Origin of the sequence: Lysinibacillus sp. FSL K6-4013, assembly GCF_038630435.1 — a bacterium.
Taxonomy (GTDB): domain Bacteria; phylum Bacillota; class Bacilli; order Bacillales_A; family Planococcaceae; genus Lysinibacillus; species Lysinibacillus boronitolerans.
The window spans coordinates 2,536,790-2,560,990 of sequence record NZ_CP152031.1 but is presented as its reverse complement, the minus strand read 5'-3'; the positions used below and the strand labels follow the sequence as shown (position 1 = coordinate 2,560,990).

Annotated in this window: 26 protein-coding genes and 1 pseudogene; 18 read left to right on the top strand and 9 right to left on the bottom strand. The window is 33.0% G+C overall.

Annotated features, from left to right (window positions below):
* Window positions 1-548: 548 nt before the first annotated feature.
* Window positions 549-1,766 (bottom strand): type I restriction endonuclease, encoded by a 1,218-nt coding sequence (locus tag MHB39_RS12685; RefSeq protein WP_312754632.1) that lies wholly within the window; start codon window positions 1,764-1,766, stop codon window positions 549-551.
* 963 nt (window positions 1,767-2,729) lie between these two features.
* Between MHB39_RS12685 and MHB39_RS12680 the strand changes: the two genes are divergently transcribed.
* The gene (locus MHB39_RS12680) at window positions 2,730-3,050 is read left to right on the top strand and encodes a DUF1827 family protein (RefSeq protein ID WP_016993748.1); all 321 of its coding nucleotides are present in this window, start codon (window positions 2,730-2,732) and stop codon (window positions 3,048-3,050) included.
* Window positions 3,051-3,307: 257 nt separating this feature from the next.
* On the opposite strand, the gene MHB39_RS12675 is transcribed toward MHB39_RS12680, so the two are convergent.
* The gene (locus tag MHB39_RS12675; protein ID WP_342543952.1) at window positions 3,308-3,451 is read right to left on the bottom strand and encodes a hypothetical protein; all 144 of its coding nucleotides are present in this window, start codon (window positions 3,449-3,451) and stop codon (window positions 3,308-3,310) included.
* A 398-nt stretch (window positions 3,452-3,849) separates the two neighbouring features.
* Between MHB39_RS12675 and MHB39_RS12670 the strand changes: the two genes are divergently transcribed.
* Window positions 3,850-3,975: a hypothetical protein gene (locus tag MHB39_RS12670; protein ID WP_342543950.1), complete on the top strand. Its 126-nt coding sequence runs from the start codon at window positions 3,850-3,852 to the stop codon at window positions 3,973-3,975.
* 174 nt (window positions 3,976-4,149) lie between these two features.
* On the opposite strand, the gene MHB39_RS12665 is transcribed toward MHB39_RS12670, so the two are convergent.
* Window positions 4,150-5,504 (bottom strand): IS3 family transposase gene (locus MHB39_RS12665; RefSeq protein WP_342543949.1). Its coding sequence is split into 2 segments (ribosomal slippage): window positions 4,150-5,051 and window positions 5,051-5,504, totalling 1,356 coding nucleotides; the frame shifts between segments, so codons are not numbered across the junction.
* A 458-nt stretch (window positions 5,505-5,962) separates the two neighbouring features.
* On the opposite strand from MHB39_RS12665, the gene MHB39_RS12660 reads away from it, so the two are divergent.
* The 10 genes and pseudogenes from MHB39_RS12660 to MHB39_RS12615 form a co-directional block, all read left to right on the top strand.
* A complete protein-coding gene (locus tag MHB39_RS12660) occupies window positions 5,963-6,574 on the top strand; it encodes a hypothetical protein (RefSeq protein ID WP_081977433.1) in 612 nt (203 codons plus the stop codon).
* 50 nt (window positions 6,575-6,624) lie between these two features.
* Window positions 6,625-6,966 (top strand): hypothetical protein, encoded by a 342-nt coding sequence (locus tag MHB39_RS12655; RefSeq protein WP_312126360.1) that lies wholly within the window; start codon window positions 6,625-6,627, stop codon window positions 6,964-6,966.
* 461 nt (window positions 6,967-7,427) lie between these two features.
* Window positions 7,428-7,589: a hypothetical protein gene (locus tag MHB39_RS12650; RefSeq protein ID WP_016993149.1), complete on the top strand. Its 162-nt coding sequence runs from the start codon at window positions 7,428-7,430 to the stop codon at window positions 7,587-7,589.
* A gap of 214 nt (window positions 7,590-7,803) precedes the next feature.
* Window positions 7,804-8,109 (top strand): hypothetical protein, encoded by a 306-nt coding sequence (locus MHB39_RS12645; RefSeq protein WP_333004181.1) that lies wholly within the window; start codon window positions 7,804-7,806, stop codon window positions 8,107-8,109.
* Window positions 8,110-8,476: 367 nt separating this feature from the next.
* Entirely contained in the window at window positions 8,477-8,773 is a 297-nt protein-coding gene (locus MHB39_RS12640) for a hypothetical protein (protein WP_036075073.1), read from the top strand.
* Between the two features lie 787 nt (window positions 8,774-9,560).
* Window positions 9,561-10,166, top strand: coding sequence for a hypothetical protein (locus MHB39_RS12635; protein ID WP_312126356.1), 606 nt, complete (start codon window positions 9,561-9,563; stop codon window positions 10,164-10,166).
* A 58-nt stretch (window positions 10,167-10,224) separates the two neighbouring features.
* Complete coding sequence (locus MHB39_RS12630; RefSeq protein ID WP_342543946.1) at window positions 10,225-10,890, top strand: prophage endopeptidase tail family protein; 666 nt, start codon at window positions 10,225-10,227, stop codon at window positions 10,888-10,890.
* Window positions 10,887-11,249 (top strand): phage tail protein, encoded by a 363-nt coding sequence (locus MHB39_RS12625; protein WP_312126352.1) that lies wholly within the window; start codon window positions 10,887-10,889, stop codon window positions 11,247-11,249. The genes MHB39_RS12630 and MHB39_RS12625 overlap by 4 nt, the downstream gene beginning before the upstream one ends.
* A complete protein-coding gene (locus tag MHB39_RS12620; protein ID WP_312126350.1) occupies window positions 11,246-11,599 on the top strand; it encodes a hypothetical protein in 354 nt (117 codons plus the stop codon). Before MHB39_RS12625 ends, MHB39_RS12620 begins: the two co-directional genes overlap by 4 nt.
* A gap of 237 nt (window positions 11,600-11,836) precedes the next feature.
* Window positions 11,837-12,282: pseudogene (locus MHB39_RS12615) on the top strand (XlyB); the annotation flags it as partial.
* A 56-nt stretch (window positions 12,283-12,338) separates the two neighbouring features.
* Here the strand turns inward: MHB39_RS12615 and MHB39_RS12610 are convergent.
* Both MHB39_RS12610 and MHB39_RS12605 read right to left on the bottom strand, forming a co-directional pair.
* Complete coding sequence (locus MHB39_RS12610) at window positions 12,339-13,202, bottom strand: IS3 family transposase (RefSeq protein ID WP_342543945.1); 864 nt, start codon at window positions 13,200-13,202, stop codon at window positions 12,339-12,341.
* Window positions 13,203-13,210: 8 nt separating this feature from the next.
* The gene (locus MHB39_RS12605; RefSeq protein WP_016995084.1) at window positions 13,211-13,531 is read right to left on the bottom strand and encodes a helix-turn-helix domain-containing protein; all 321 of its coding nucleotides are present in this window, start codon (window positions 13,529-13,531) and stop codon (window positions 13,211-13,213) included.
* A 476-nt stretch (window positions 13,532-14,007) separates the two neighbouring features.
* Here MHB39_RS12605 and MHB39_RS12600 point away from each other — a divergent pair, with 476 nt between their 5' ends.
* Window positions 14,008-14,574: a hypothetical protein gene (locus MHB39_RS12600; protein WP_312126348.1), complete on the top strand. Its 567-nt coding sequence runs from the start codon at window positions 14,008-14,010 to the stop codon at window positions 14,572-14,574.
* A 21-nt stretch (window positions 14,575-14,595) separates the two neighbouring features.
* The gene (locus MHB39_RS12595; RefSeq protein ID WP_312126345.1) at window positions 14,596-15,513 is read left to right on the top strand and encodes a hypothetical protein; all 918 of its coding nucleotides are present in this window, start codon (window positions 14,596-14,598) and stop codon (window positions 15,511-15,513) included.
* Window positions 15,514-15,570: 57 nt separating this feature from the next.
* On the opposite strand, the gene MHB39_RS12590 is transcribed toward MHB39_RS12595, so the two are convergent.
* Together MHB39_RS12590 and MHB39_RS12585 are read right to left on the bottom strand one after the other, a co-directional pair.
* Window positions 15,571-15,642, bottom strand: coding sequence for an excalibur calcium-binding domain-containing protein (locus MHB39_RS12590; RefSeq protein ID WP_312126376.1), 72 nt, complete (start codon window positions 15,640-15,642; stop codon window positions 15,571-15,573).
* 6 nt (window positions 15,643-15,648) lie between these two features.
* Window positions 15,649-15,840 (bottom strand): hypothetical protein, encoded by a 192-nt coding sequence (locus tag MHB39_RS12585; protein WP_312126342.1) that lies wholly within the window; start codon window positions 15,838-15,840, stop codon window positions 15,649-15,651.
* 113 nt (window positions 15,841-15,953) lie between these two features.
* Here MHB39_RS12585 and MHB39_RS12580 point away from each other — a divergent pair, with 113 nt between their 5' ends.
* Both MHB39_RS12580 and MHB39_RS12575 read left to right on the top strand, forming a co-directional pair.
* Complete coding sequence (locus MHB39_RS12580; protein ID WP_312126340.1) at window positions 15,954-16,508, top strand: MBL fold metallo-hydrolase; 555 nt, start codon at window positions 15,954-15,956, stop codon at window positions 16,506-16,508.
* Entirely contained in the window at window positions 16,505-17,398 is an 894-nt protein-coding gene (locus MHB39_RS12575; protein ID WP_312126338.1) for an excalibur calcium-binding domain-containing protein, read from the top strand. The genes MHB39_RS12580 and MHB39_RS12575 overlap by 4 nt, the downstream gene beginning before the upstream one ends.
* A 98-nt stretch (window positions 17,399-17,496) precedes the next feature.
* On the opposite strand, the gene MHB39_RS12570 is transcribed toward MHB39_RS12575, so the two are convergent.
* Window positions 17,497-18,876: a reverse transcriptase domain-containing protein gene (locus MHB39_RS12570; RefSeq protein ID WP_312126336.1), complete on the bottom strand. Its 1,380-nt coding sequence runs from the start codon at window positions 18,874-18,876 to the stop codon at window positions 17,497-17,499.
* A complete protein-coding gene (locus tag MHB39_RS12565; RefSeq protein ID WP_312126334.1) occupies window positions 18,873-19,493 on the bottom strand; it encodes an SLATT domain-containing protein in 621 nt (206 codons plus the stop codon). The genes MHB39_RS12570 and MHB39_RS12565 overlap by 4 nt, the downstream gene beginning before the upstream one ends.
* 639 nt (window positions 19,494-20,132) lie before the next feature.
* Between MHB39_RS12565 and MHB39_RS12560 the strand changes: the two genes are divergently transcribed.
* A complete protein-coding gene (locus MHB39_RS12560; RefSeq protein WP_312126332.1) occupies window positions 20,133-20,462 on the top strand; it encodes a hypothetical protein in 330 nt (109 codons plus the stop codon).
* Window positions 20,463-21,333: 871 nt separating this feature from the next.
* Window positions 21,334-24,039 (top strand): aconitate hydratase AcnA, encoded by a 2,706-nt coding sequence (gene acnA, locus MHB39_RS12555; RefSeq protein ID WP_048393126.1) that lies wholly within the window; start codon window positions 21,334-21,336, stop codon window positions 24,037-24,039.
* Window positions 24,040-24,201: the final 162 nt, after the last annotated feature.

The following is a 24,201-nucleotide window of genomic DNA, read 5'->3' as shown; positions in this document are numbered from 1 at the left end:
AAGGAAAAGGCAGACAATTAATTAAGTTCACCGAGGATAAATAGAAAGAAAAAGGTCACTTCTATTAAAAGTGACCAGAATGCTTATTTATGCTTTATTAAACCTCTAGGGGATTAGGTGTTTATTCGATTTTATTGAATTGTAATATTTCCTTTATATGTTGCAAAGTAAATACCTGCATCAGGATCGTATGCATAATCAAATCTTGTTAGGTATCCTGCGTATTTAAAATCTCCATCCCATTCAACATGATAAATTTGTCCAGGTGGAAACGTTGAAGTTCTTTTATTATTATATTTATGGATATTAAATTATAAACAGATGGTTTTTTTACTTTTTTATTATTAAACAATCATCTATATAACTTATTCTATTTTTTAGAGTAACTTCTGATTAATAAAATCATTATTAGGATACTTCTCCGATTCTTCTTTCTTCGTTTCCCCAACTCTTTGATAATTTTAGAGGGTTGAGCGGTTGGGAAATGCTTGGAATTCAACTTCTTTATTATTAATTAGATGTAGTTGAGTTCTACTTTGGAATTTATTTTAAAAAAACTTCTCTGTGTCTTCTATTCTAGAAATAAGGTTAGGTATATCTCTAAACGAAAGGTTATTTAGACAACTTTTTAAGAAGTATGTTGTTTCATTATTCTTTTTATTTAATCGAGAACCTAATCGGGCGTTAATAAAACCTGTCTCTTTGAGAATAGGGTTTTCATCCAAAAACCTTGCTATTTCGTTAGATTTAACGGTATATAGTTTTATATCTTCCATTTGATTAACATACTGACCAACTAAATACCCAACAATCATAGAACCTTGAGTTACAACGGAAGAAATAAAGAAATCACTTAATGGGTTACCTTTTTCAACTGAGTATTCTTCTGATGTTAACTTCAATAATTTTATGTAAGAATCTGGATTGGGTAATACAATTGTTACTCCCTCAAACTCTTCAAATTTCCCTAGTGAATCAATTTCATCCTGAGTGTAGTAAACCTTTTTTTCTTCTTTTGTAATACCTTCTATACTAGTACTAGCAATCTCTTGAGAAGATCGTGAAGTATCTATATTAAATTTTTCACTAATTACTTCAGATATTGCCTCTTGAATACTCTTCACTATTAAAGGGCGAGAGGTGTTTATAAACTGCTGAGTTACCTTAAATTTAAACCGTTCTTTAATAACAAATTTGATAAAATCATCATTTGGGGATTCAAAAATTTCTTTAATTACAGATTTAAATGATTGGAAATATATTAACGATTCAGCGAGGATTTTTACTGTTTCTTCATCATATAAATTTTTAGAAAACTTAATGAGATTTTCAAAATCCTCTTCATTATGATTTATAATATTGAAGATAAAAAAGGGCTTAGAATCCATTATATTTGAGTTATTTAAATCAGTAAAAAAGTGATACTCAATTCCGTTTGTTAATATCCCTAATTTAACACTTGGAAATGTACTGAAATACCTACTTAATTGTGGGGCACTTTTATTGATTTTCGTATTGATTGATTTTGCCTCAATAAAAATTCGAGGTTGCCCATTGATAGAAATAGCATAATCTACTTTTTCATTTTTTTTATGAAAATCAGCTGTGAATTCTGGAGTGACTTCTTGGGGACTATAGGTATCGTAACCCAACCCTTTAAGCAATGGTAAAACTAGAAATTGTTTTGTAGATTCTTCGTTTTTGATCAGTTCACTATTCTCGGATATTACGTTGTTTAATACTTCTATAGTTTCTTTTAGATTCATTTGTACCCTCTCCTTTTGTTTTGAATTAATGTATGGCAACTATTTTGTATACTGTAGTCAAATAGATTAGTTATCTTTCTTAATCCAAGTTAAGTTTGCTTCCTGAATAAAAATTTCTCAATTGAGTACAAGTATTTAATCCATTTTTATATTAATAGTTAATAATTCTTGCGTAAATATACCTATATTCATTATAAAAAATATAGCATAAATAAATAATATTTCCAATAGAGCTAACGTTATGTCTTTAATTTACACTTAGTGCCCATCAAATGTATAAATTTATCTGGAAAAATTATGTTTTTCAAGTTTCTTACTCTTTGTGTACCTATTCTTTCTGAGAAATTTTGTATATAAGTATCCAACAATTTATTGTAAATAAAATCAGTGGTATCTGATATTATTAGTTGTTTTGGTTGAAATTGGAAATATGAGTCGGATTTTTAGGGCGCGTTCCTTCAGCATTTTATGAGGACAAATTCTCTAAACGTTTAAAACAGAATAAAAATAACCTAATTGCTTTTTATAATGCAGATGCTAACAGATTTATTGTTAAGGACATCTTAGTAAATGGAGTTGTAACAACTCAAGGTATATAGATCAGTCCGTGAAATTGCAGATTTATTAGAAGGTTGTCTATAACAATGAATGCATAACAACAAAATAATATTTTGATCAGAAGTTGTACAGGTTGAAGTTTTAATCTAAAAAAGCAATACCCGATGACAAAAAAGCCCAGGTACTTAATAAATTATGAGCCTGGATTTTTTTGTATTTAATATTTTATGATTAAAAAATTAACGATTTATTAATAAATCTTAGTTCTTATAGTAAATACAAGAAAGATTTTAATCACTATCAAATAACAAAGTTTTTTTATTTTCATAATTTTCTCCTTGCCATAACACAAACGCTTGTTCTATTATAGATACAAACAAACGTTCTAGGGAAGGAGAGGTCAAAATGGCGAAAATATATAATTTTCCAACTAAAATATTTCGAGATATCACAAAAGAAAGAGTCGATGTTGTAACTATTGCTTCCGGATTTATGGGTGGTGTTGTAAAGGTATACGAATGTGAAGGGACAGTCATTATTCATAGTGAAAATAAAAAGTCTAGCCATGCTAGTATTTCAAATGATCTTGGTCAGGTTAAAGAATGGGAAATTAGATATGCAATAGAACATATTTTAAAAAGAGGCATAACAGAAGTGAATATAAAAGTTAGTAATACTGGAGTTGTTCATATTCGTAATAAAGAAATTAATTCACTTTCTCAGTAAAGTCATGTCACTTATAAAATAATAAGAGTACAGGTTTTATCGTAAATAGTCTTTTTTAAAACGTAATTTGCAACGATCCCTTCGACTGTTAGAGACTTTTAAATTTGTTCCAGCTAACTCTGATAGTAAGTATTTATCAAATTGCTTGGAATGATCATGTACAGAAATAACAGGTCAATTGGAATTAGATATTGTTCAGTAAAGTTATTCATCTTCTAGAAGTTTTACAAAGAATGAAATGAACATAACAGAAATCCCTATAGCAATGAATAGTATTGAAATAATTTATTTGAAATAAATGAATTGTATTCTAGGGCACCATTTAATCTTGCTGATCCGATTAAAAGCGATAAGATGCCTAAAACAAATAGGAAATGTCCAATTTTAAAATGTGTTTTCATTTCATAACAACTCCTGTTATTTAGGTTAGCAACTTACAAAATGATAATATGATTAGGGGATATTTGGAAATATGGTTCGTTTTTCGATTATTGCACAATATGGAATTTGAAGTTGATGGAGGAAGAACAAATGTGTGAAAGTCAGTATGGGCTGTCAGGTTTATTAGCTTCAGTCTGCGATTTTTTCTCCATTTTAACCCTTCTTTTTTTTTGAAATACACTATGACATTTAATATCACTAAGATCAAACAAAGTGAGTAAATGACGATCATAGATACATCGAAGAAACCTGGTTGTTTCCAATTCATCATATTAATCAAAGCGTAAATAGCGAATGCAAAAGTAGCATTCAGAGAAATTGCTATACAAATCATTACCAAAAATGAGCAAGATGTAACATGGGTAGAGCCACGGCTACATTGCAAAGTGTTCAGTATTTAGAAAAAACAGCATCAGGTTCTTTAAGGATTGTATCGTTTAAAGGTTTTGATTTTGATAAGATTCCTGAATTAATAAACAAATAACCAAGCATAATTATAATCCCATCGGTTTTCACTAACCTTCTAATACCCATAACTCTATTTTTAGTAGAAATAAAGTTCATGCTGGTTTATTTTATAATCTAGTATAAATTTAGATAAAAACACCACATTGCGACTAATGAAGTGACCCCTAAAAGTTAGACACGGTTATTTCGTTTAGGCAGCTTGGGTAAAATGAGTTCGGTACTGCACCGGACTCATTTTTAATTTTGCCTTCATCCGTTTCGTGTTGTAATAGTTTATATAGTTTTCAAGTTCCTTTTTAAAATGCTCGACACTTTCAAATTCCTTTAAATAGAGAAGTTCCGACTTCATGATGCCAAAGAAATTCTCCATGACAGAATTGTCGTAACAGTTGCCTTTACGCGACATACTTTGCACAATCCCTCTTGATTGAAGGGCGTGGCGATATTGTTTCATTTGATAATGCCAGCCTTGATCGGAATGCATGAGGAGCTGGTGTTCTTCTGGCAACCGCTCTAAAGCCTTTTCTACCATCTCTGAAACTAACGAATATGTAGGTCTAGAGCCAATTGTATACGTAATAATTTCGCCATTAAATAAGTCTAAAACAGGCGATAAATAAAGCTTTTCACCAAATAACTTAAACTCCGTAATATCTGTTACCCATTTCTCATTAGGTGCTTTTGCTGTAAAATGGCGATCTAAAATGTTAGGCGCAATTTTGCCAACTATCCCTTTATATGACTTATATTTTTTCATACGAACGATGCACTTTAAACCTAGCGCTTTCATCAGGCGTTGCACTTTCTTATGATTCACTTTTTGCCCACGATTCGCTAGCTCATCACGAATGCGACGATAGCCATAACGGCCTTCATGTTCCTTATAGATTTCTTGAATTTCGGCCTTTAACTCGGCATCTGGATCGGGACAATTCATCTTCTTTACTAAATCATAGTACGTGCTACGTGGAATCTCTGCGAACGCTACAAGCGCCTTCACCAAGTATTTATGCCTTAATTCATAGATAACGTTTACTTTGTCTTCTTTGGTGATTTTTCCTTGGCTTGAACTAAGGCGTTCAACTTTTTTAAATACTCGTTTTCCATACGTAGACGATTGATTTCTGCTTGAAGTGCTTCTGGTGAGCCTTTTACTGGTGCTTGTTTTGGTTGTTTATTTGTTTCTTTTTTCATGGATGGACGCCCCTTTTTCTTTGATTGAAGGGCATCGAATCCTTTTGTTTCAAATTGTTTTTTCCAAAAACGAAGTGTAGAAGGAGTAGCTATATTAAAGATAGCTGCCGTTTCAAGTAAGGACGTACCGTTTTCAATCATATAGTTTAGTACGTCTAGTTTAAACTGTGCCGAATAATTTGTATATCGTTTTATAAACGCTTCTACGCCGTTATACTCATATTGTTTCACCCAATTAAGAATCGCTTTGTGATCTGTTCCAATTAATCTAGCAATTTCATGTGAACTTTCTTTACCTTCTATGTAACGCAGGGCTGCTTGTAATTTTTCTTCTGATGTATATTTTGCCATATAAAAACTGCTCCTCCAATTGTTAGATGTGTCTAACAATTGGGGAGCAGTTCAAATATGCCGTTGGGGTATTTTAAAGAAAGATATTTATACGAGTAGGTGCAAATGGGTAATTGATTAATAGAAATTCGAGAACGCGATGAATACGGAAACTTAAAAAAAATAAGTGATGCCCTTAAAAACAGTTTCCAGAAATCGAGGTTCTTCGCCGTTTATTAAATGGTGATAGCATGAGGTCTATTGGTATGCATATGCGATTATCTAGTACTACGATTTTTAGAATTAAACAAAGAATCATAGACCAAATGATAAAAAAACTTTATTATAAAATTATCTAATGAATATTAGTAATTATTAACCATTTTATAAATAATATGTAAAAAAAGAGGTTTTTCAGGAAAATAATAGAATCATATTATTGTACCGGTGCATAATATAATCGAAAGGGGTAAAGAGCAATGAAGAAAGTTTATTTATCTGTTTTGTTTACAATCTTAGTATTGCCACTGTTTTTTTTAAACCAACCTGCTGCTTTGGGTGCACTAGTGGATAGTGAAAGGAATTTAGACAGCCTTTCTCCTGCCGTATTGGAAACTAAAGAAATCGATGGGACAGTAGTAACAGTTTACGAAGAATTACCGGATGAATTTACTGTAAACGTTAATCAAGAAACTGATGTACAGGGTATTTCTCCATTATGTGCTACTTGTAATCAAAAATACTATACAAAGGTAAGCTCATGGACTGAATCATCAGATTATAACTTTGGATGGCATCCAGGCTTCAAGGATTATAATCGCGCAAGCGGGTACTGGTTTAGCACGTCTACAACATCATTTGGAGTATCTGTATCTTACGGTTTTGTCTCAGTTTCGATCAGTTCTGCTGGGGGTAACGGCTATTACGTTAGTGCCGATTACAATAGATGGAGTAGACCAGCAGTATACGGAAAGTATAATGTAACAAAGTATAAAGTAGAGGAATATAATCCTGCTGGGATTTATCTGAGAACTTATTACGAGAACTTCCCAAGCGCACAGGATACTTATGTGAAAATTCTATACAAATAAAAGAGATGGAGGGTGCGCCCTCCTTCTTTTTACAAGGTGGGGGATAGCTGATGAGAAAGATAATAGTATTTTCTTTATTTTTTACTCTTGTATTATTAAGTGGGTGTAATGAAAATGAAAAATTATCAAATCCAGTTTTCAATTGGGACGGAAATAATTATTTTGTCACTAATGAACCCATAAATAAAATTGAATTGGAAGAAAAGATCGGGGAAATTGTATTACAAACAAAAAAATTACCCACTAAACACCAAGAGGGATACAGACTTAGTGAAGGAACTAATCTATACAAAATAAAAAATAAGGAAATTACGAATAATATTGATAGTGTAATAGCTGTAGAAATAAATGGGGAATATAAAATAGCCAGAATACTTAATGAGATAAAGTAAAAAATACGTTAATATAAAGGATATGTAGCAGATGTAACAAAAGGAACAAATGTAAAACATGTAGCATGTTTTTGTGATAGAAAAAATATATATGTAAACTCGGAGGTAGGTCGGCGCGGTAAGGTTTTCCTCTCTTGGTATTACATTAACAAGGCACGGAAATGCACTATAAAATTAGAACACAATTCCTTACAAAATAACGTGGTACCCTCTGCCATGAGTCGCAAGTGAGCTCTCGACAATAGGATTATCACAATATTAAAGCCTTCATCCATGAGAAGAGGCTTTTTCTTTATCTGTTTTTTTATAAAAATAGGTAATAAAACATAGTTAGTAATTTTTGGTGAGACAAAAGTTTATTTGTCTTGTCAGCCCTAATAATCAAATGTATCTAAATGAATTGTCAGAAAATATTAATATATTCTATAATGAGTAAAAATTTGAGAATTTGAGGTGATTATTTGGGTAAACCAGTAGATGACAATCTATTTCCAGCCTTTCAAGACTCCCTAGATTCCAGACTCGATGAACGTAAAAAAGACTATATTGAAGAACTAGAAAAAGTGAAAAATGAGGGTGTTGTATTAAGATTTGAAGAAGCTACTGACGACTTGCCCCCTTAAAGCATCTCTTATCGAGGTGTTTTTTATTTTGCTTTGAAAACGGCATCAAACAGCCAAAACGCTATGAGTTGAGAGGGCAGAGTTTGGTGTGGTTTTTGAGAGTGGAATTTGTAGTATATGGTTCCAAATTATTCTCTTCCTGATTATTATAGTGTGTAAGGGGTTTATGAAATTGTAATTTCGTTCTTACTACTAATACTGAAGGAGTGTTCTTATGAATAAGTTTTCTATGTATTCAATAATTCTTGGAGTTATCGGTATACTATCTTTTATCACTTCAGGTTTCAGCGCGATACAAAGAGGAATGGAAGACTATTCCGTTATGCAGTTAACGCTTTTTTATGTATTTTTTGCTACGGGGATACTTTGTTTTATTATGAGCTTTATGTTAGGTTTATTAGGTTTTCGTAAGAATGTAGGGGATAAGAGATTAAAATATGTAGGTCTTCTTTTTGTACCGATTATCGTAAGTACTAGCGTGACATTTGGATTGTTTATAGCTTGGACTGCTTTTGGTTGATCGGTGTTTATAGATAAAGAAAAAAGAATCAAAATTCATGAAGCCATCTAAGGAAGGCTTTTTCTTTTGCTTTGAAAAGTGAGTATCGAGCAGTTTCCTCCCCTTTGATTCGTCGGTACTTGCTTTTGAGAGCAAAAACTTTACCACATCTACTAAGATAGGGGTGGAGGTGATTGTATGTCTATTCTAGAAGAAGTACGTTGTGTTGAATGTGGTGAATTTTATAATCAATTGCTATGAATGGTAACAAATGCTTTTCTTGTTCTGAGGACCAGAGGAGTATGAAACTGAATCAGAAGAATAATATTTGGGTCTGTCCTAAAAAGTACAGGCCTTTTCAAGCTATTAGCATAATGGGGTGATGCCATTGGACATCGTAGTAACGATTCCTAAGAGTGAATATGTAAATGATGATAAAGAAACTTTTGTTTATGAACAAGGTGGATACGAACAATTCTGGCAACTATCCAGGCAACCTAAAAAACTAAACATTGGTGACAGAATGTATTTCGTAAAAAATGGAGTTATTGGATCATCAATGAGGATGATAAGAATTGAAACAAAGGCAACTGTGTCATGTGAGGTAACTAATCGCACATGGAATGGTTGTCTTATTTTTATGGATGATTTAAGGCAACAAGTAAGAGGCTTCCAAGGCTTTTAGGTAGCGAGTTAGATAAATACTATCGCTTACCATTTCCACCGCTTCAAGCAGCTTGGCATACAGCTAAAAGTGGTGGGCGCAAATCGATCCCGCTTGAAACATTTGAAGAACATGCAAGCGAAGCTGTATCGATGTATGGCTATACATTGCACTACTTGTTGCCTGTGTTATAAATTCAATAAGTAAAACAGCAAATATATCTATTAATGATTTATTTGAAAGTGGTAATAAAGAAAAGTTGGAAATGGCATTGAGGAAAATTCATCCAAAGTTCACTTCTGGAAGATTAGATAAATCGTTTAAGGATTTAAAGTGGTATGAAGTATTAAACACAAATGCTATTCTTATTAAAAAAACCTAAATGATATATTAGTAGTTTTTTCATATTTAGAACCTGAAGATATTCAATCATTAATGGATATTATTGGCTCAGATTATTTATCGTACATTGAAGGAAATCATTTTACTCATTTCAATGATTTAGCTGATATGACTTTTCCTATTTTTGAATTTCATATGATTTTACTAAAGCTCAATAAGAATTTTTCCATAGAGCTAGAAGAAATATTAAATAAAATGATGAGAATAACTGACTTAAGTTAAAGCATCTTTGAAATATTTGGACTAACATGGATATCGAAATTTAGAAAAATAAAGATTTAATGGTTCCATATTGTTCAGTAAGCGCTACTATTTTGGGTGTAGTTTTTTATTACAAATTTTACTTAAGGTAACCGTAGAATAATAAAATTTAGTTCGGAAACAATATTGCTAAAAAGGATGAGAAATGAAGCGAATTGTTTTTATTGGCGTACTTTTATTATGTACAGTAGGTGCTTTTGTAAAAGTATCTGCTCTTTCTTCGCCATCAATTCATATACTAAAAGTTGATGACCACCAAGAATTATCGATAATACAAGCAATTGAATTAGCCTTTCCCTCAGCATTGAAATGGAATAAAGATGCTCAATTATTACAAGCAATAAATATAGATTTGGATAAACCAGGGAAGTCAATCGGAAGTGATGGTAAAAGAAAACATTGGAATATTTCATTTGGAGTACCAGATACGAATAAGTATTTCTTAGTTACCATTCACGATGGAAAAATTGATATGGTCAATGATTTAACAGGAGAAGGTACATCTCCCTTCCCTAAAAGGGAGTTTGTACTAATGAAGGATGTCAAATATGATTCACCGGAGTTGCTAAAAAGAGCATTAAAAATAGGTGGCATCTACCCTGGTAAAGAGTGGGCGAAAGGTTATAACTTTATTCTTAGAAAAGACACTGAGAGAAATATTAACTTGTTACAAGTAATAGGTTGGAATAGAGATCAAACAGAAATGAAATCAGCTCCCTTTGATGCTTCCACAGGAAAGTATATACCTTAGATTAACCAACGCTACTCAAACCGAGTAGCGTATTTTTATTGTGAAAGAAGGTGAAGCGATGCTATCAATCACTAACTATGATGGTACCTTAACAGAAGCTTTAGTTTGTAGAGGCAAGCCAGTGGTGCGAAAAAACATCGATGGTGTATTTGAACTGACCTTAGATGCAAGTGAAAGTGATAACCCTCATTCATTTCAACTGATCACAGAGGAAAGTATTATCGATGCTGGAGGATTTCAATTCAGGATAAAGCAACTACAACGAAAATCCCGAGGAAATGTGAAGTCAATCCTTGCACAGCATATCTTCTTTGATAATATCTGGCGCAGGCAAGAGGGCACCAACGGAGGACATAAAACCTTAAATGAATTTGCTTCTTTTGCATTACGTAATACAACCTGGACCTTCACAAGTGATTTTAATGAGGGTGGCTTTATAGAAGCTTTCGGGAATGACAATATCGTTAAATTAGTGAATCAAATATGTGAAGCATTTGAATGCGAGTATGAGATCACATCAAACAGCAACATCCATTTCAGCAAGATGCTTGGTCCAGACAACGATTTTATCTATCAATATGGTGACAATATCGTTGAACTATCTAAATCAGTTAATACAGACAATCTAAGGACGCGTATTAGTGCCAAGGGTAAAGATAATCTTGTTGTCCGATACACGTCACCACAGGCTGCAAAATGGGGTATTCGTGATGCGATGATATGAGCGATGAACGGTTTTCAGATTCAGAGAATTTGATGGATAAGGCTAGAAAGTCGTTAAAAGATCAACCTGAATTATCGATTGAGTTGAATTCCATTGAACTTTTGGATAAACAGCGCGGAGAGCGTATCTGGCTAATCTATGAGCCTTGGGATTATGAATTGCAGACTCGTATTTTAGAGATCACTCAAGTTATTGATGAAGAGACTGATGAATTAACCGAAACACAGGAGATTTTAAAGGAGTCCATTAAGGAATATCGGTCATCCTTTACCCAAACGGATTCTAATATTCGATTAGAAGTGGAGCGTATTAACCATAGTATTGCTGCTATTGATATTAAAGCTGATACATTAATTTGAGTGTGAACAACCGTATTACTAACGAAGTTGCCCAACTGAATATCCGAGCCGATAGCATTACAGCGGAGGTCACAAGGGTTGAAAGGAAAGCTGATAGTACACAAACTCAAGTATCTTCTTTATCAATTGAAGTTGGTCAAATATCAACAAGAGTGTCGAATGTCGATTCGAGGTTAGGGACAGCAGAGAGTAGTATTGTCCAACAAGTTGGTCAAATCAGCAGTAAGGTTTCTCAAACGGATTACAATGGTAATACAATAGCATCGTTAATTAACCAAACATCAACGTCAGTCACTATTCAGGCTTCTAAAATTAATTTGGTTGGTGCAGTCAGGTTCTGTCTGATATAAGTGGTAATTTAGGGACGATTTATGCTGGAAGGATAGAAGGTGCAACAATTGATATTAGCACTGATGCTACAGTAGGGAACAATTTGTATTTAGGAAAATATGGTGGTGGTTCTATATCGGTTGTATTCGGTTCAGGTTCTGTTATCCAGTATACAGGTAGTTACCTTGAATTATCATCATCAAACGTTAGACTAAATGGTACTAGCAATGAAATGAATGGTGAGAATACGATTTACAGGTAATCGCCTTTCTATCGGTATTGAAATTTGCTATAGCAAAAGTGGTGGCGTACGTTATGGCTTTGCAGAAGAAAACGCTATTCAATACATCGCAAAGCTTTTAAAACAATATGGTCGGGGTATTGAGCGAGTGAAAAAGCACCAGGATTGGTCAGGAAAATATTGCCCACACCGTATTTTGGCAGAAGATCGTTGGAATACTTCTTGAAACGCATAGTGGAAGCTATGAAACCAAAAGAAACTGGACAACAAATTGTAGGGGATGATGATACGATGAAAAAATTCACTAGCACAACCGCAAAAGCTGCAGTACGTGATTAAATTCAACAAACAGTTAATAAAAAGTTGATCGATAAATCTTGGTTGGAGAAATTCGATAATGGTACTATGACAAGTGGTGATTTTGAAGGATTGAAGATTATCATTGCACAACGTAGTGCTTAAAAACAAAGGCCTGTTACTTGGACTTACCCCTGTCAAGTAGACAGCTTTAAAAAAGACTAAGCAGCCATCTGGTGTCGATATTCTATCGGTGCCAGGTGGTTGAGTCGTTTTTGGAAGCGTTGGAAGTTATAAAAGTAGATGTATTGCTCAACGGCTTGCCTCACTGCTTCTTCCGTATTATCGTGTAAAAGATACAAACACTCGCTTTTAAAGTGCGAGAAGAACGACTCGATACAAGCGTTATCATGGCAGTTTCCTTTGCGAGAATGACTGCCAATCATGCCAAGTTGACTTACGGTCTGATGATACTTAATCGATGTGTATTGGAAGCCCTGATCCGAATGGATGATGCTTCGGTACACCTTTCTTTTTGCCGTCAATTCCTGTAGTGTGTCCATGACTAATTCTAAATCGTTACGCTCACTAATTTTCCAGGCGACAATTTCGTTGTTATATAAATCTTGTACAGCTGATAGGTAGAGAAAACCATTATTCGTCGGTAAATATGTAATATCTGTCACGAGCACCTCATTTTCTACACGCTCCTTAAAATTACGCGCCAGCACATTATCAAATACACGTGATAGTCGATTTCCCCATATACGATGCTTTTTACGGATAATCGATTGAATACCCAACTCACTCATTAATCGATAGACCTTCTTATGATTCACATGAAATCCTTTGTCTCGTAAAGCGATTTTCATACGAGGATAACCATACATTTTATGCGTTTGATGAATCGCTAAAATATGCTCCTTTAAAAGGATATCATCACGTTTACGTAACGATACCTTGCCATTTTTAAGCCATCTATAATAACCTGAACGTTCAACTTTCGCCATTTCAGTGAGCCATGTAATCGGATACCGATCTTTCATTTCTTCGATAATATGATAACGGTCTGGATAAGTGGGCATTCCTCCATTTACAGATTTGGATACTGCTTTTTTAAGTATTCTACCTGTGCCTTATAGTAATCACGTTCTTCTTCTACAGTTTTAAAGTGGGTACGTTTTCCTTTTAACGGATTCTTCACACCTTTCGCTCCAGAACCCGTAGATGGAAGGCGATTAAAGGCTTCAATTGATCCAACTTCTTTAAATTTTTTCACCCAGGCCTTCACTTGTGAAACATTGCGAATTTCATATCGATCCGCAATCTTTTGCATACTTTCATTGCTCGTTAAATAGGCTTGTACAATTTCTAACTTCAATTCATTTGAATACGTATTATTTTTTCGCGACATAGAGAAAATCCCCTTTAAGTAAAATGTTTATCTACAGCGTACTGTAGGTTTTTTAACATTGTCTACTTAAAGGGGATAATATCATACTTTAATTGGTAATGGTTTTTTTATTTCTACAAACATAGAATCAAATTATTTACAATGAAATTAATAGTAATTATTGTTAAGAATTTGTAAAAGTAATGAAATTCACTAATTGATAAGAATGTCAAACGAAATTAGTGGAAATTTTAAAAAACGTTACATTAGAATTACTTTATTACATAGATGCCGCTGGAATTTGGCGTGATTGAGGGCGCAATGTGGCGGTTTTTGTAAATTTAATGTAAATTTCACGCCAAAAATTGGCGTGTTTCAACAATTGAAGTGGGAAAGTTTCCAATGATAGGATGTTAATAACTCGAGGGTGTGCTTACTATAGTAATCAGCTTATTAACAGAATATTAAATTCGATTAATTCATGGAGGGTAAATATATTGAAAAAGTTTATTATTAGTCTAATATCTACATTTTTATTATGCGCAACGATTTTACCAAGCATATCTTTTGCACAAGAAACAAATGAAGGATCTGGCAATGAAAATTATGAATATCCAGGAGGATTAGATAATACCCTTCCTATTGATAACATTGGTGATGGTGAGGAAGTAGTACAACAATTTTGGGTAGGTCCTATATTCAGAGTGGTTTTACAAGCTGGAAAATATATTTCAACAATGAATAGAACAGGTAAGGTAATAAAAACTGCTAGAAATGTTGTAGCTACAGAAGCTCATATTTTTTCAAAAAAGCATCTTGATGGAGGTATACTGAGATTAGGAAAAGATAGACAGCAAATTGTAGACAGAGGGATTGATATAATATCAAAAAATGACGATAACGGAAAGTTGAAACAAGGGCATAATCAAATTTGGACAAATATCAATAACCAGCCAGCTGAGGTAAGATGCTTTGTGAGTAAGGATGGTCAAATAGAAAGTTTTGATATTTTCTTTCGTGCGGTAAGTACGCCTAAACCAGGTGCTAATTTGATTATTGATTAAGAGGCGAGGATGAAAAATTTCATGAAAAAATTACATTCGAACGGACATTCACTTATACAAAATGAAAATACACTATCTTTCGTAAGTTTTTCTGAAGAAGAGGATAAAACATACTATTATCAATATAATGGTGAAAATCTAAAGGAAATATCAAAAAAAACGTATGTGGAAAGTAAATTTGGTGATAAATGGGATGATATATCTAGTCAATTAGAGGAGTCAAATTATTCATACATCGAAAGTATAGCGAAATGTTGGATAAATGAAGAAGGAAGAAGAAAATTAATTAGTCTTAGTGAATACTATATTAATACATTTGGCGAAAATTGGGAGGATGAATATGGTATTAATATCATACCTCACAATATTTTTTCTGATGTTACTAATTTTATGACATGTTCTATAAGAAATGAAACGATTTGCCTTCTGTGGCCTCATAATATCATCCTGCACTTCAATGAGGATAATAAGCTTGTTCAATATATTTTGTTGGAAACCTCTGACTATTATGATACATTGTATAAAATTTGTTCAGATGGACAAGCAGTCTGGGGCGTATCTCCCACTTTGAATTCTGTTGTAAAATATAAATTTCCAAGTTTTGAAATAGAAAAAATCTATCGTTATATGCCTGATGAAGAACTCCCACGAAAGTCGGAAGGTATAAGTAATGAAATCAATGTAATTTATTGTGAAAATGAGCTAACAGGTTTAAATTACCCAGAATATATTTCTTATATCGATGAGAAATTATACATTTGTGATATGGAAAATAAACGAATTGTAACGTTTAATCCAAACGGTGGAAAAATTGAACAATATATCGCTCTGAATTCTAAACCATTTGAGTTTTTAAAATATAAAAATCAATATGTTATTCAAACAGACACAGGAATATATTTAATGAATAAGAATGAAAAGAAGGATTTTTCCGACTAGAGATTTCTCAAAAAAAGACCAGGCGCTCGAATGAGTACCTGGTTATTTTATTTGAAATTATTTATCACAAGCTAATCCATCACCATCTCTATCGAGTCTTGATGAATAACCAGGTTCACCTCTTCTAATGTTTGATTAACCTGCTGCTTTAGCTTCTTTGCAATTTCTGAAGTTTAAATTTTGTTGAGGTGTGGCTGTTGTAGTAGTTTGTTGAGCAGCTTCTTGTTTTTGTGCTTCTTCAAGCTTTTTTTGCTCTTCTTGTTGCTTTATCTCTTCTTGTTTTTTACGTTCATTTTCTTGTTCTTCTAATTTTCTTTGTTCTTCCAACTTCTATTGTTCTTCAATTTTTTGCTCGTAATCTTTAATTTTCTGATCAATATCCTTTTCTCTTACTTTTAAATCATTTTCTAATTTAATCAGTTTAAGGTGCTGTTTCAGATTTGCCTAATAAAGAATTTGGGAATGGGCGTAAGGAAGGAAAGCAAATTTTAATTCCTTCATTAGGTGAAGATGCTGGTGGAAAGTTGTTTATTTTTAATGATGCTAAAAGCTTAGCTCAAGCTAAAGGTTATTATGACGGATTAAGTAGTATGGGACCTTTATTCTACTCACATACACATCAAAATGGCTTAATTTTATTACAAATGAACGGTATTATGAGCGATGCTGACTTTAAAAAGTACGCTGATTCAATCGATGCTGTAGTGTCAGGGAAAAATGCTAATAAAACATCTCCAGCAGCACCAACTAAAAAAGGTGAAATGAAGGTTCATTTTATTGATGTAGGTCAGGGCGATTCTATACTTATTCAATCTCACGATGGAAAGAATATTTTAGTAGATGGAGGACCAAAATCAGCAGGAAAGACTGTTGTCAATTACCTAAAATCAAATGGTGTTAAAAAGCTAGACTATGTAGTAGCATCCAACTCTGATGCTGATCATGTTGGGGGACTAATTGCAGTATTAAACTCAATTTCTGTTGGAAGTTTGTGAATAGTGGTAAATCTCATACTACAGAAACATACACTCAACTTTTAAAACTTGTAGAACAAAAAAATATTAAGTATATAGAACCTAAAATAGGTGAAATTTTAATAGGTGATTGGACTTCTGATTTTTATTTACAATCGTTATACTCAGATGCCAAAGCAGTAGATACAAATGATGCTTCAATTGTATTAAAAACAGGATATAAAAACGTTGAATTTTTGCTAATGGCAGATGCAAGTAAAGACTTGGAAGAATTACTTACCAATTCTTTTGGTTCTTTAAATGTACAGATTTTGAAAGCAGGGCACCACGGTTCTAATACAAGTACATCATCAAAATTTTTAAAAGCAGTTAAACCTGAAGTAACAATATTAAGCTATGGTAAGGATAATAGCTATGATCATCCACATAATGAGGTTTTAACTAATCTAAAGAGCGCGGGAAGTAAAGTGTATTCAACAGCTCAAGACGGTACAATCGTAATTACAACTAATGGTAAGACTTATAATGTTGCTGCTAAGGAGTTCAACGTACCAGAGTCAAAATCTTTTCAGCAGAAGCCTGAAACAGAACCTACAGAACCAGTCAAAGAATCCTTTAAAAACTGTTCAGAATTGCGAGCTGTTTATCCGGGAGGCGTAATGAGTGGTCACCCAGCTTATGAATCACAACATGATGCAGATAATGATGGATGGGCATGTGAACCAGTGGAGGATAGCTACACAGAAAAACCAACTACAACTCCTATAACAACACCAAGTGAATCTTCAAGAGAGAGTTTTAAAAATTGTACAGAACTAAGGAAAGTGTATCCTGACGGAGTTAATTCATCGCATCCAGCATACGATAAGAAACATGATCGAGATGGAGATAGTTTGGCTTGTGAGAAATAGATGTAAATCCGTAATCCTAAATATTTTTGGATTGTTTAAATGAATAGCAAAAAATCTCATAAACTACTTTGAGACAATAAAGTGTGTCTCAAAGTAGTTTATGAGAAATCTTGAACATCTTTTTCTAATTCTTTTACAGGCTTATATACTTTTTTATTGAATATATTTAACATTATTTCGTCATCAATAATTGATTTGGGAGAGATGTTAAATACATTAATTAATAATTCTCTTTTTTCATCATTGCTTAATATATCAGGTTTAAAAATATATTTTGTATTACTTCGATTCTGTTTTATTTCATAATAAGCCTTAGTAAATTTTTTAACTTCAAACAAGCCCATTTTTCGTTGCATTCTATTTTGTTTAAGCATTTTATCTATTAATGCATCTAGCTTATACAATAAAGTTACATCGTCTATTTGTGAATAAAAGAATAACCATCCATATTTTTTCTCTGTATGGTTCTCTCCGTCTACTTTAGAGCTAATAACTCCTGTAATTTTATTATTTAAATAGAACAAAAATTCCTTTTGTGAGAGTTTATTATGCTTAAATTTTGCAAATTCAGCTACTAGTGAATGTTCAAATTTTAATTTGGAGCTTTCTTTCACAGTTAATTTAACAAGCCCAGTATTATTTTCTATATATGTTTGGTAACCTAAGAAATCGATACCTTCACTAATTGCTGCTTCTTTACTTTTTTTAATGTTAATTTCTAAATTGTGGTCAGTAAGAATTTTGTATGCATCTGCTTTAATAAACTCAAAATCTTTTTTATTACAAAGTATTAAAATATCATCTACATATCTAAAGAATTTGTAATCATAACTAGAGTTTGTCATTTTTGTGTCAAATTCTTTTAGGAAAATTTCTGCTAGAGTATTGGATATTGATAGACCTTGTGGGACACCTTTTTCATTCTCTTTAGGTTTATTACTTTTTGAATATCTATTTGAAACAGTTGGATTTTTAATTGCTTTCACTAATAAATCTCTAATTTTTTCTGATTTAATCTTTTTCTTTAATTTCTGAATAAGAATATTATGATCGATGGTACCATAGAAATTCTGTAAATCAATTTTTATAAAGAAATCATAATTGTTTAAGCTATCCTTCATATCATTGACCACAATTTGAACTAAAGGTTGATTAACATCAAAGATAGTTTTTAATAATTCATGCATTCCTTTTAAAACTATTTTATCTCTAATGGTAGGTATAGAAATTAATCTTGGTAATGAGTCACGATTCTTAATAAACAACTTTTCATTATAATATGTAAATTTATATTTGTTAGATAAAACCCTATTTTTAATAAAGTTTAAATGTTCACCTTTATTGTTATCAAAAACTTTTTTGGTCATCTTATCTATTCCAGTTGCAGTATTGAAACTAATATTTTTTTCATAGATATTCGTTAGATTCTTTAATGTAAATATTTGTTTGAAAAAAGCACTAGGTATTATACTTTTCATAATTCACTTCCTTTAACATACCACCAAACAATTCCTATTAATATAGGAAGGATAATTATAGACGTTTTAAATAAAAAAGTTGGCGTTTTATATTTAAAATAATATGCAAACCATAATGAATCTCTATTTAACTTGTCACTTTGTTTCAAAAAATTTAGTCTATCGTATGTAGAATGATTATCGGTTTTTTCCATTATATGATTATATTTAAGCTTTAGATCATGGAATTTTTCTAATAAAATTTTTTCACCAATATCTGTTCTCATTAATAAATGATCTAACTCAAATTCTATTTCAGCTAAATCGATATGACTTTGTTTATAGTAAAGGGCTTTTTCTTTAAAACCATAGAGACTAATAAAAAGCGATATCCCGAAAAGTGCTATAGAAACTATAGTAGTTAAAATAGTTAAACTCGAAGAATATTTATCATCTAGTATTAAACTTATGACTGAAAGGGCTAAAATCATAAATGTATAATAATTAACAATGAAAATTGAAATTATATTATTATGATTCATTCTGGCTTCAGAATCCATCCGAATTTTTTTTGTTACCCAAACTCTGTTATCGCGAAAATTCTCGATTTTTTTATGTATATTTTCAATATTGTACATTCATATTGTCCTTTATATGTATTTAGGGAGTATCTAAATTAGGATGATATATTCTTTATATGTAATAAAGAATCTTATAAGCATATAGCTTATAAAGGTACATTATTTTGTACCGTTAAATAGGTCACCTCGTTAAAAATGAGATTAGATGAAAACACCTTTAGATACTCCCTAATAAAAATATCTCATTTATTTTCCATAATTTCAATAAAAATTTCCAACTAAAGTCTTTTGAAATAACGAATTTTCCAAAAGTATTACTATGTTTTGTAAGGGAATTACTCTCTGTTAATTACTTTTAGCATAGATAGTTTAAATTAAATATATATAAATATATATACTTTATCACGATTTTTTTATTAATAAATATTAAAACCTGCGGTAAGAGCTGAACAAGAGCACATGAAAAAGCTACAGAAAAAGGTTTAGAGTCAGGAACAGAAGAGTTTTATGAGTTTGTTAGAAAATATGTTGATCCACGAGGAATTACTCCATCAGTAGTAGAAGATGTAATAAAAAATACACCTGTTCAACCTGGGAAGTATGAGGGAACTTTTATGCACCAAAACGAAAAGGTGACAGTAATCATAAATAATAACGGTGATGTTTTTACGGTTATACCTAGATAGGAGACTATATATGTTTATTAAATTTGATGAGTTTGAGTTACTAGAGCTGTTTGAAAAAGAGCCTATAGTTATTGGTGATGAAGCAGCCGGTATGTTTATTTATAGCAAAAAGGATGACCAAGGATTTAAGTTAGTATTGACTCTTTCTATTTATGAGATGCAGTGTGGAATAAGCTTAAATTATAAAAATATGGGTTCTTCAATTTTTGATCTTGAATTAAAAGATGTTGGTACCATAATTGGTGAAGATGAAAAACTAAAGATACTAAGTCGTAATAATGAAAAAATAATCGAATTACTATTTAAGCCTCATTTTGCATTACAAAAAATAGTTTTATAATCTAACATGACTATGAACCACAAAATGGGGGTCATGGTGCGGATTAAATACAATATGAAAACAAATAGGACCACTATCGCTTATGAGATGGCCTTATTTGTGTTTTAGGTTTGTTTTTACTAAACATTTTTTGAAACGATTTAAGAAAAATCTATATAATCTCTATATTCACATATCTCAATAAAAGATCCATCTTTATGTACTTTCGTAAAAGAATTATTGGCTAAACAATTAGGACATTTATTTATCGATATTCAAAAATATGTAAAAACGGATGAAGATTATGAGCTATGAAGTAATAGTGCCAGTAAAAATTTTTTAAACGTAAGCCAGATAATGTACCCATTATAGGTTTATCAAGCTTACATTTAACACATGAAGAACACGCAGCACTAACAGACGATGTTGCTTTAAATCTTTAGAGGGCACAGGGTTATAACGTAATCAGAATGGTCCAAAGGGATGGAATATTATAAGCAATAATTTCAAAGAAAGATTTTATATCGATCTTTTCTTATAAATAGTACCTGTCAAAACATTCATGATTTACATTTTACAAATTGGGGTACACTTTTTACAAAAAAGTGCGCGTACCCCAATTTGTACCCCACATCATACCCCAGTTAAATACGCTTAGATACACTTCGTTAGACAGGTATAGAAACCTTCATTAATACAAAACCTTGATATTATGCACATCAAAAAATTAAAAATATCAGGATAGAAACCAAGGTCATAAGTTATGCTTATCAAAAAAGATAATATTAATGTAATTTACTTATGAATATAAATGCGCTATCATGGGTATTGGAGAAAAGATGCTACACATTTTTAAAGCCTTTTCAAAAAGATATATTAGGGGGATCCGCAAATGGCACAAGGTAATTTACACAACAGCCGTGCATCATTCGAAGTGAATGGTAAAACTTACAATTACTATGACTTAGCTGCGATTGAAAAAGCTGGCGTTGCAAAAGTTTCAAACCTTCCTTACTCAATTAAAGTATTATTAGAATCTGTTTTACGTCAATATGATGCGTATGTAATTAAAGAAGAACACGTAAACGAATTAGCAAAATGGGGTAACGGTGCTGACCCAGAGGCAGAAGTACCATTCAAACCTTCTCGTGTTGTATTACAAGACTTTACTGGTGTACCAGTAGTTGTTGACCTTGCATCTCTTCGTTCTGCAATGAAAGAAATGGGCGGCGACCCAAGCAAAATCAACCCTGCTATTCCAGTTGACCTTGTAATTGACCACTCAGTACAAGTTGACAAATATGGTAATGCATCTGCATTACAAGCAAACATGGACCTAGAATTTGAACGTAACGCTGAGCGTTATAACTTCTTAAAATGGGCTCAAACTGCTTACAATAACTTCCGTGCTGTACCACCAGCAACAGGTATCGTTCACCAAGTAAACTTAGAGTACTTAGCTCCAGTTGTACACGTAAACGAAAATGCTGACGGCACATTCGAAACATTCCCAGATTCAGTAGTAGGTACTGACTCTCATACAACAATGATCAACGGTATCGGCGTTCTTGGATGGGGCGTAGGTGGTATCGAAGCTGAAGCAGGTATGCTTGGTCAGCCTTCATACTTCCCAATTCCAGAAGTTATCGGTGTTAAATTAGTTGGCGATCTTCCAAACGGAACAACTGCTACTGACTTAGCATTAAAAGTAACACAAGTATTACGTCAACGTGGCGTAGTTGGTAAATTCGTTGAGTTCTTCGGACCTGGCGTATCTAAATTACCACTAGCTGACCGTGCGACAATCTCTAACATGGCTCCTGAATATGGTGCTACATGTGGTTACTTCGCAATCGACGAAGAATCATTAAACTACATGCGTTTAACTGGTCGTGACGAAGAGCACATTGCGGTTGTAGAAGCTTACTTAAAAGCGAACCACATGTTCTTCGATCCAACATTAGAGCCAGTTTACACAGACGTTTTAGAAGTAAACTTAGCTGAAATCGAACCAAACCTTTCTGGTCCTAAACGTCCACAAGACTTAATTCCACTATCTCAAATGCGTTCTCGTTACAAAGAAGCAGTAGTGGCACCACAAGGTACACAAGGTTTCGGTTTAACAGAAGATGAATTCGAAAAAACTTCTGTAGCGAAATTCGCTGAAGGCGATGTAGAAATTCCAACAGGTGCTGTTGCGATTGCTGCGATCACTTCTTGTACAAATACTTCTAACCCATACGTATTAATTGCTGCGGGCTTAGTGGCGAAAAAAGCTGTAGAAAAAGGTCTGACAGTGCCGAAATGGGTAAAAACTTCTTTAGCACCAGGTTCTAAAGTTGTAACTGGTTACCTTGAAGATTCAGGTTTACAAACATACCTTGACCAAATCGGTTTCAACACTGTAGGTTACGGTTGTACAACATGTATCGGTAACTCAGGTCCATTATTACCTGAAATCGAAGAAGCAATTAAAGCAAATGACTTATTCGTAACTTCAGTTCTTTCTGGTAACCGTAACTTTGAAGGTCGTGTACACCCACTTGTAAAAGCTAACTACTTAGCTTCACCACCACTTGTTGTTGCTTATGCACTTGCTGGTACAGTGGATATCGATCTACAAAAAGATTCATTCGGTAAAGACAAAGATGGTAACGAAGTATTCTTCGCTGATATCTGGCCATCAACAGAAGAAGTTAATGCAGTATTAGGTACTGTTGTTAACCGTGAGTTATTCCAAAAAGAATACGAAACTGTATTCACAGCGAACGAAAAATGGAATGCAATTGAAACATCAACTGAGTCTCTATACACATTTGATGACAAATCAACTTACATCCAAAACCCACCATTCTTCCAAGGTCTTGCAAAAGAGCCAGAAGCTATTAAAGGCTTAGACGGCTTACGCATTATGGCGAAGTTCGGTGACTCAATCACAACTGACCATATTTCTCCAGCTGGTGCAATCGGTAAAGATACACCTGCAGGTAAATATTTAATTGAAAACGGTGTTGCAATCCGTGACTTCAACTCTTACGGTTCTCGTCGTGGTAACCACGAAGTAATGATGCGTGGTACATTTGCAAACATCCGTATCCGTAACCAAGTTGCTCCTGGTACAGAGGGTGGATTCACTACTTACTGGCCAACAGGCGAAGTAGAGTACATCTATGACGCATGTATGAAATACCAAGAGCAAGGTACTGGCTTAGTCGTACTTGCTGGTAACGACTACGGTATGGGTTCTTCTCGTGACTGGGCTGCGAAAGGTACATTCCTACTTGGCGTGAAAACTGTTATCGCACAATCTTACGAGCGTATCCACCGTTCTAACCTAGTAATGATGGGTGTTCTTCCACTTCAATTTATGCCAGGTGAATCTGCTGATACATTAGGCTTAACTGGTAAAGAAGAAATCTCTGTTAACATTACTGACAACGTAAAACCACGTGAAATCTTAACAGTAACTGCTAAATCTGAAGACGGCACAGTTAAAACTTTCCAAGCTTTAGCTCGTTTCGACTCAGAAGTAGAGGTAGACTACTACCGCCATGGTGGTATCCTACAAATGGTTCTACGCGCAAAAGCTGCTGAGTAATCATCACCATAAAAACCGATCTCTTAGGAGGTCGGTTTTTTTATTTATTAAGAGAGTGTTGGATAGAAGTGACCAAAATATGTATAAATAGCACCAAATGACGGATTTAATGGATAATTATAATTTAATTTCCAATGAACCTAGCATTTTTCCAATTCTTTC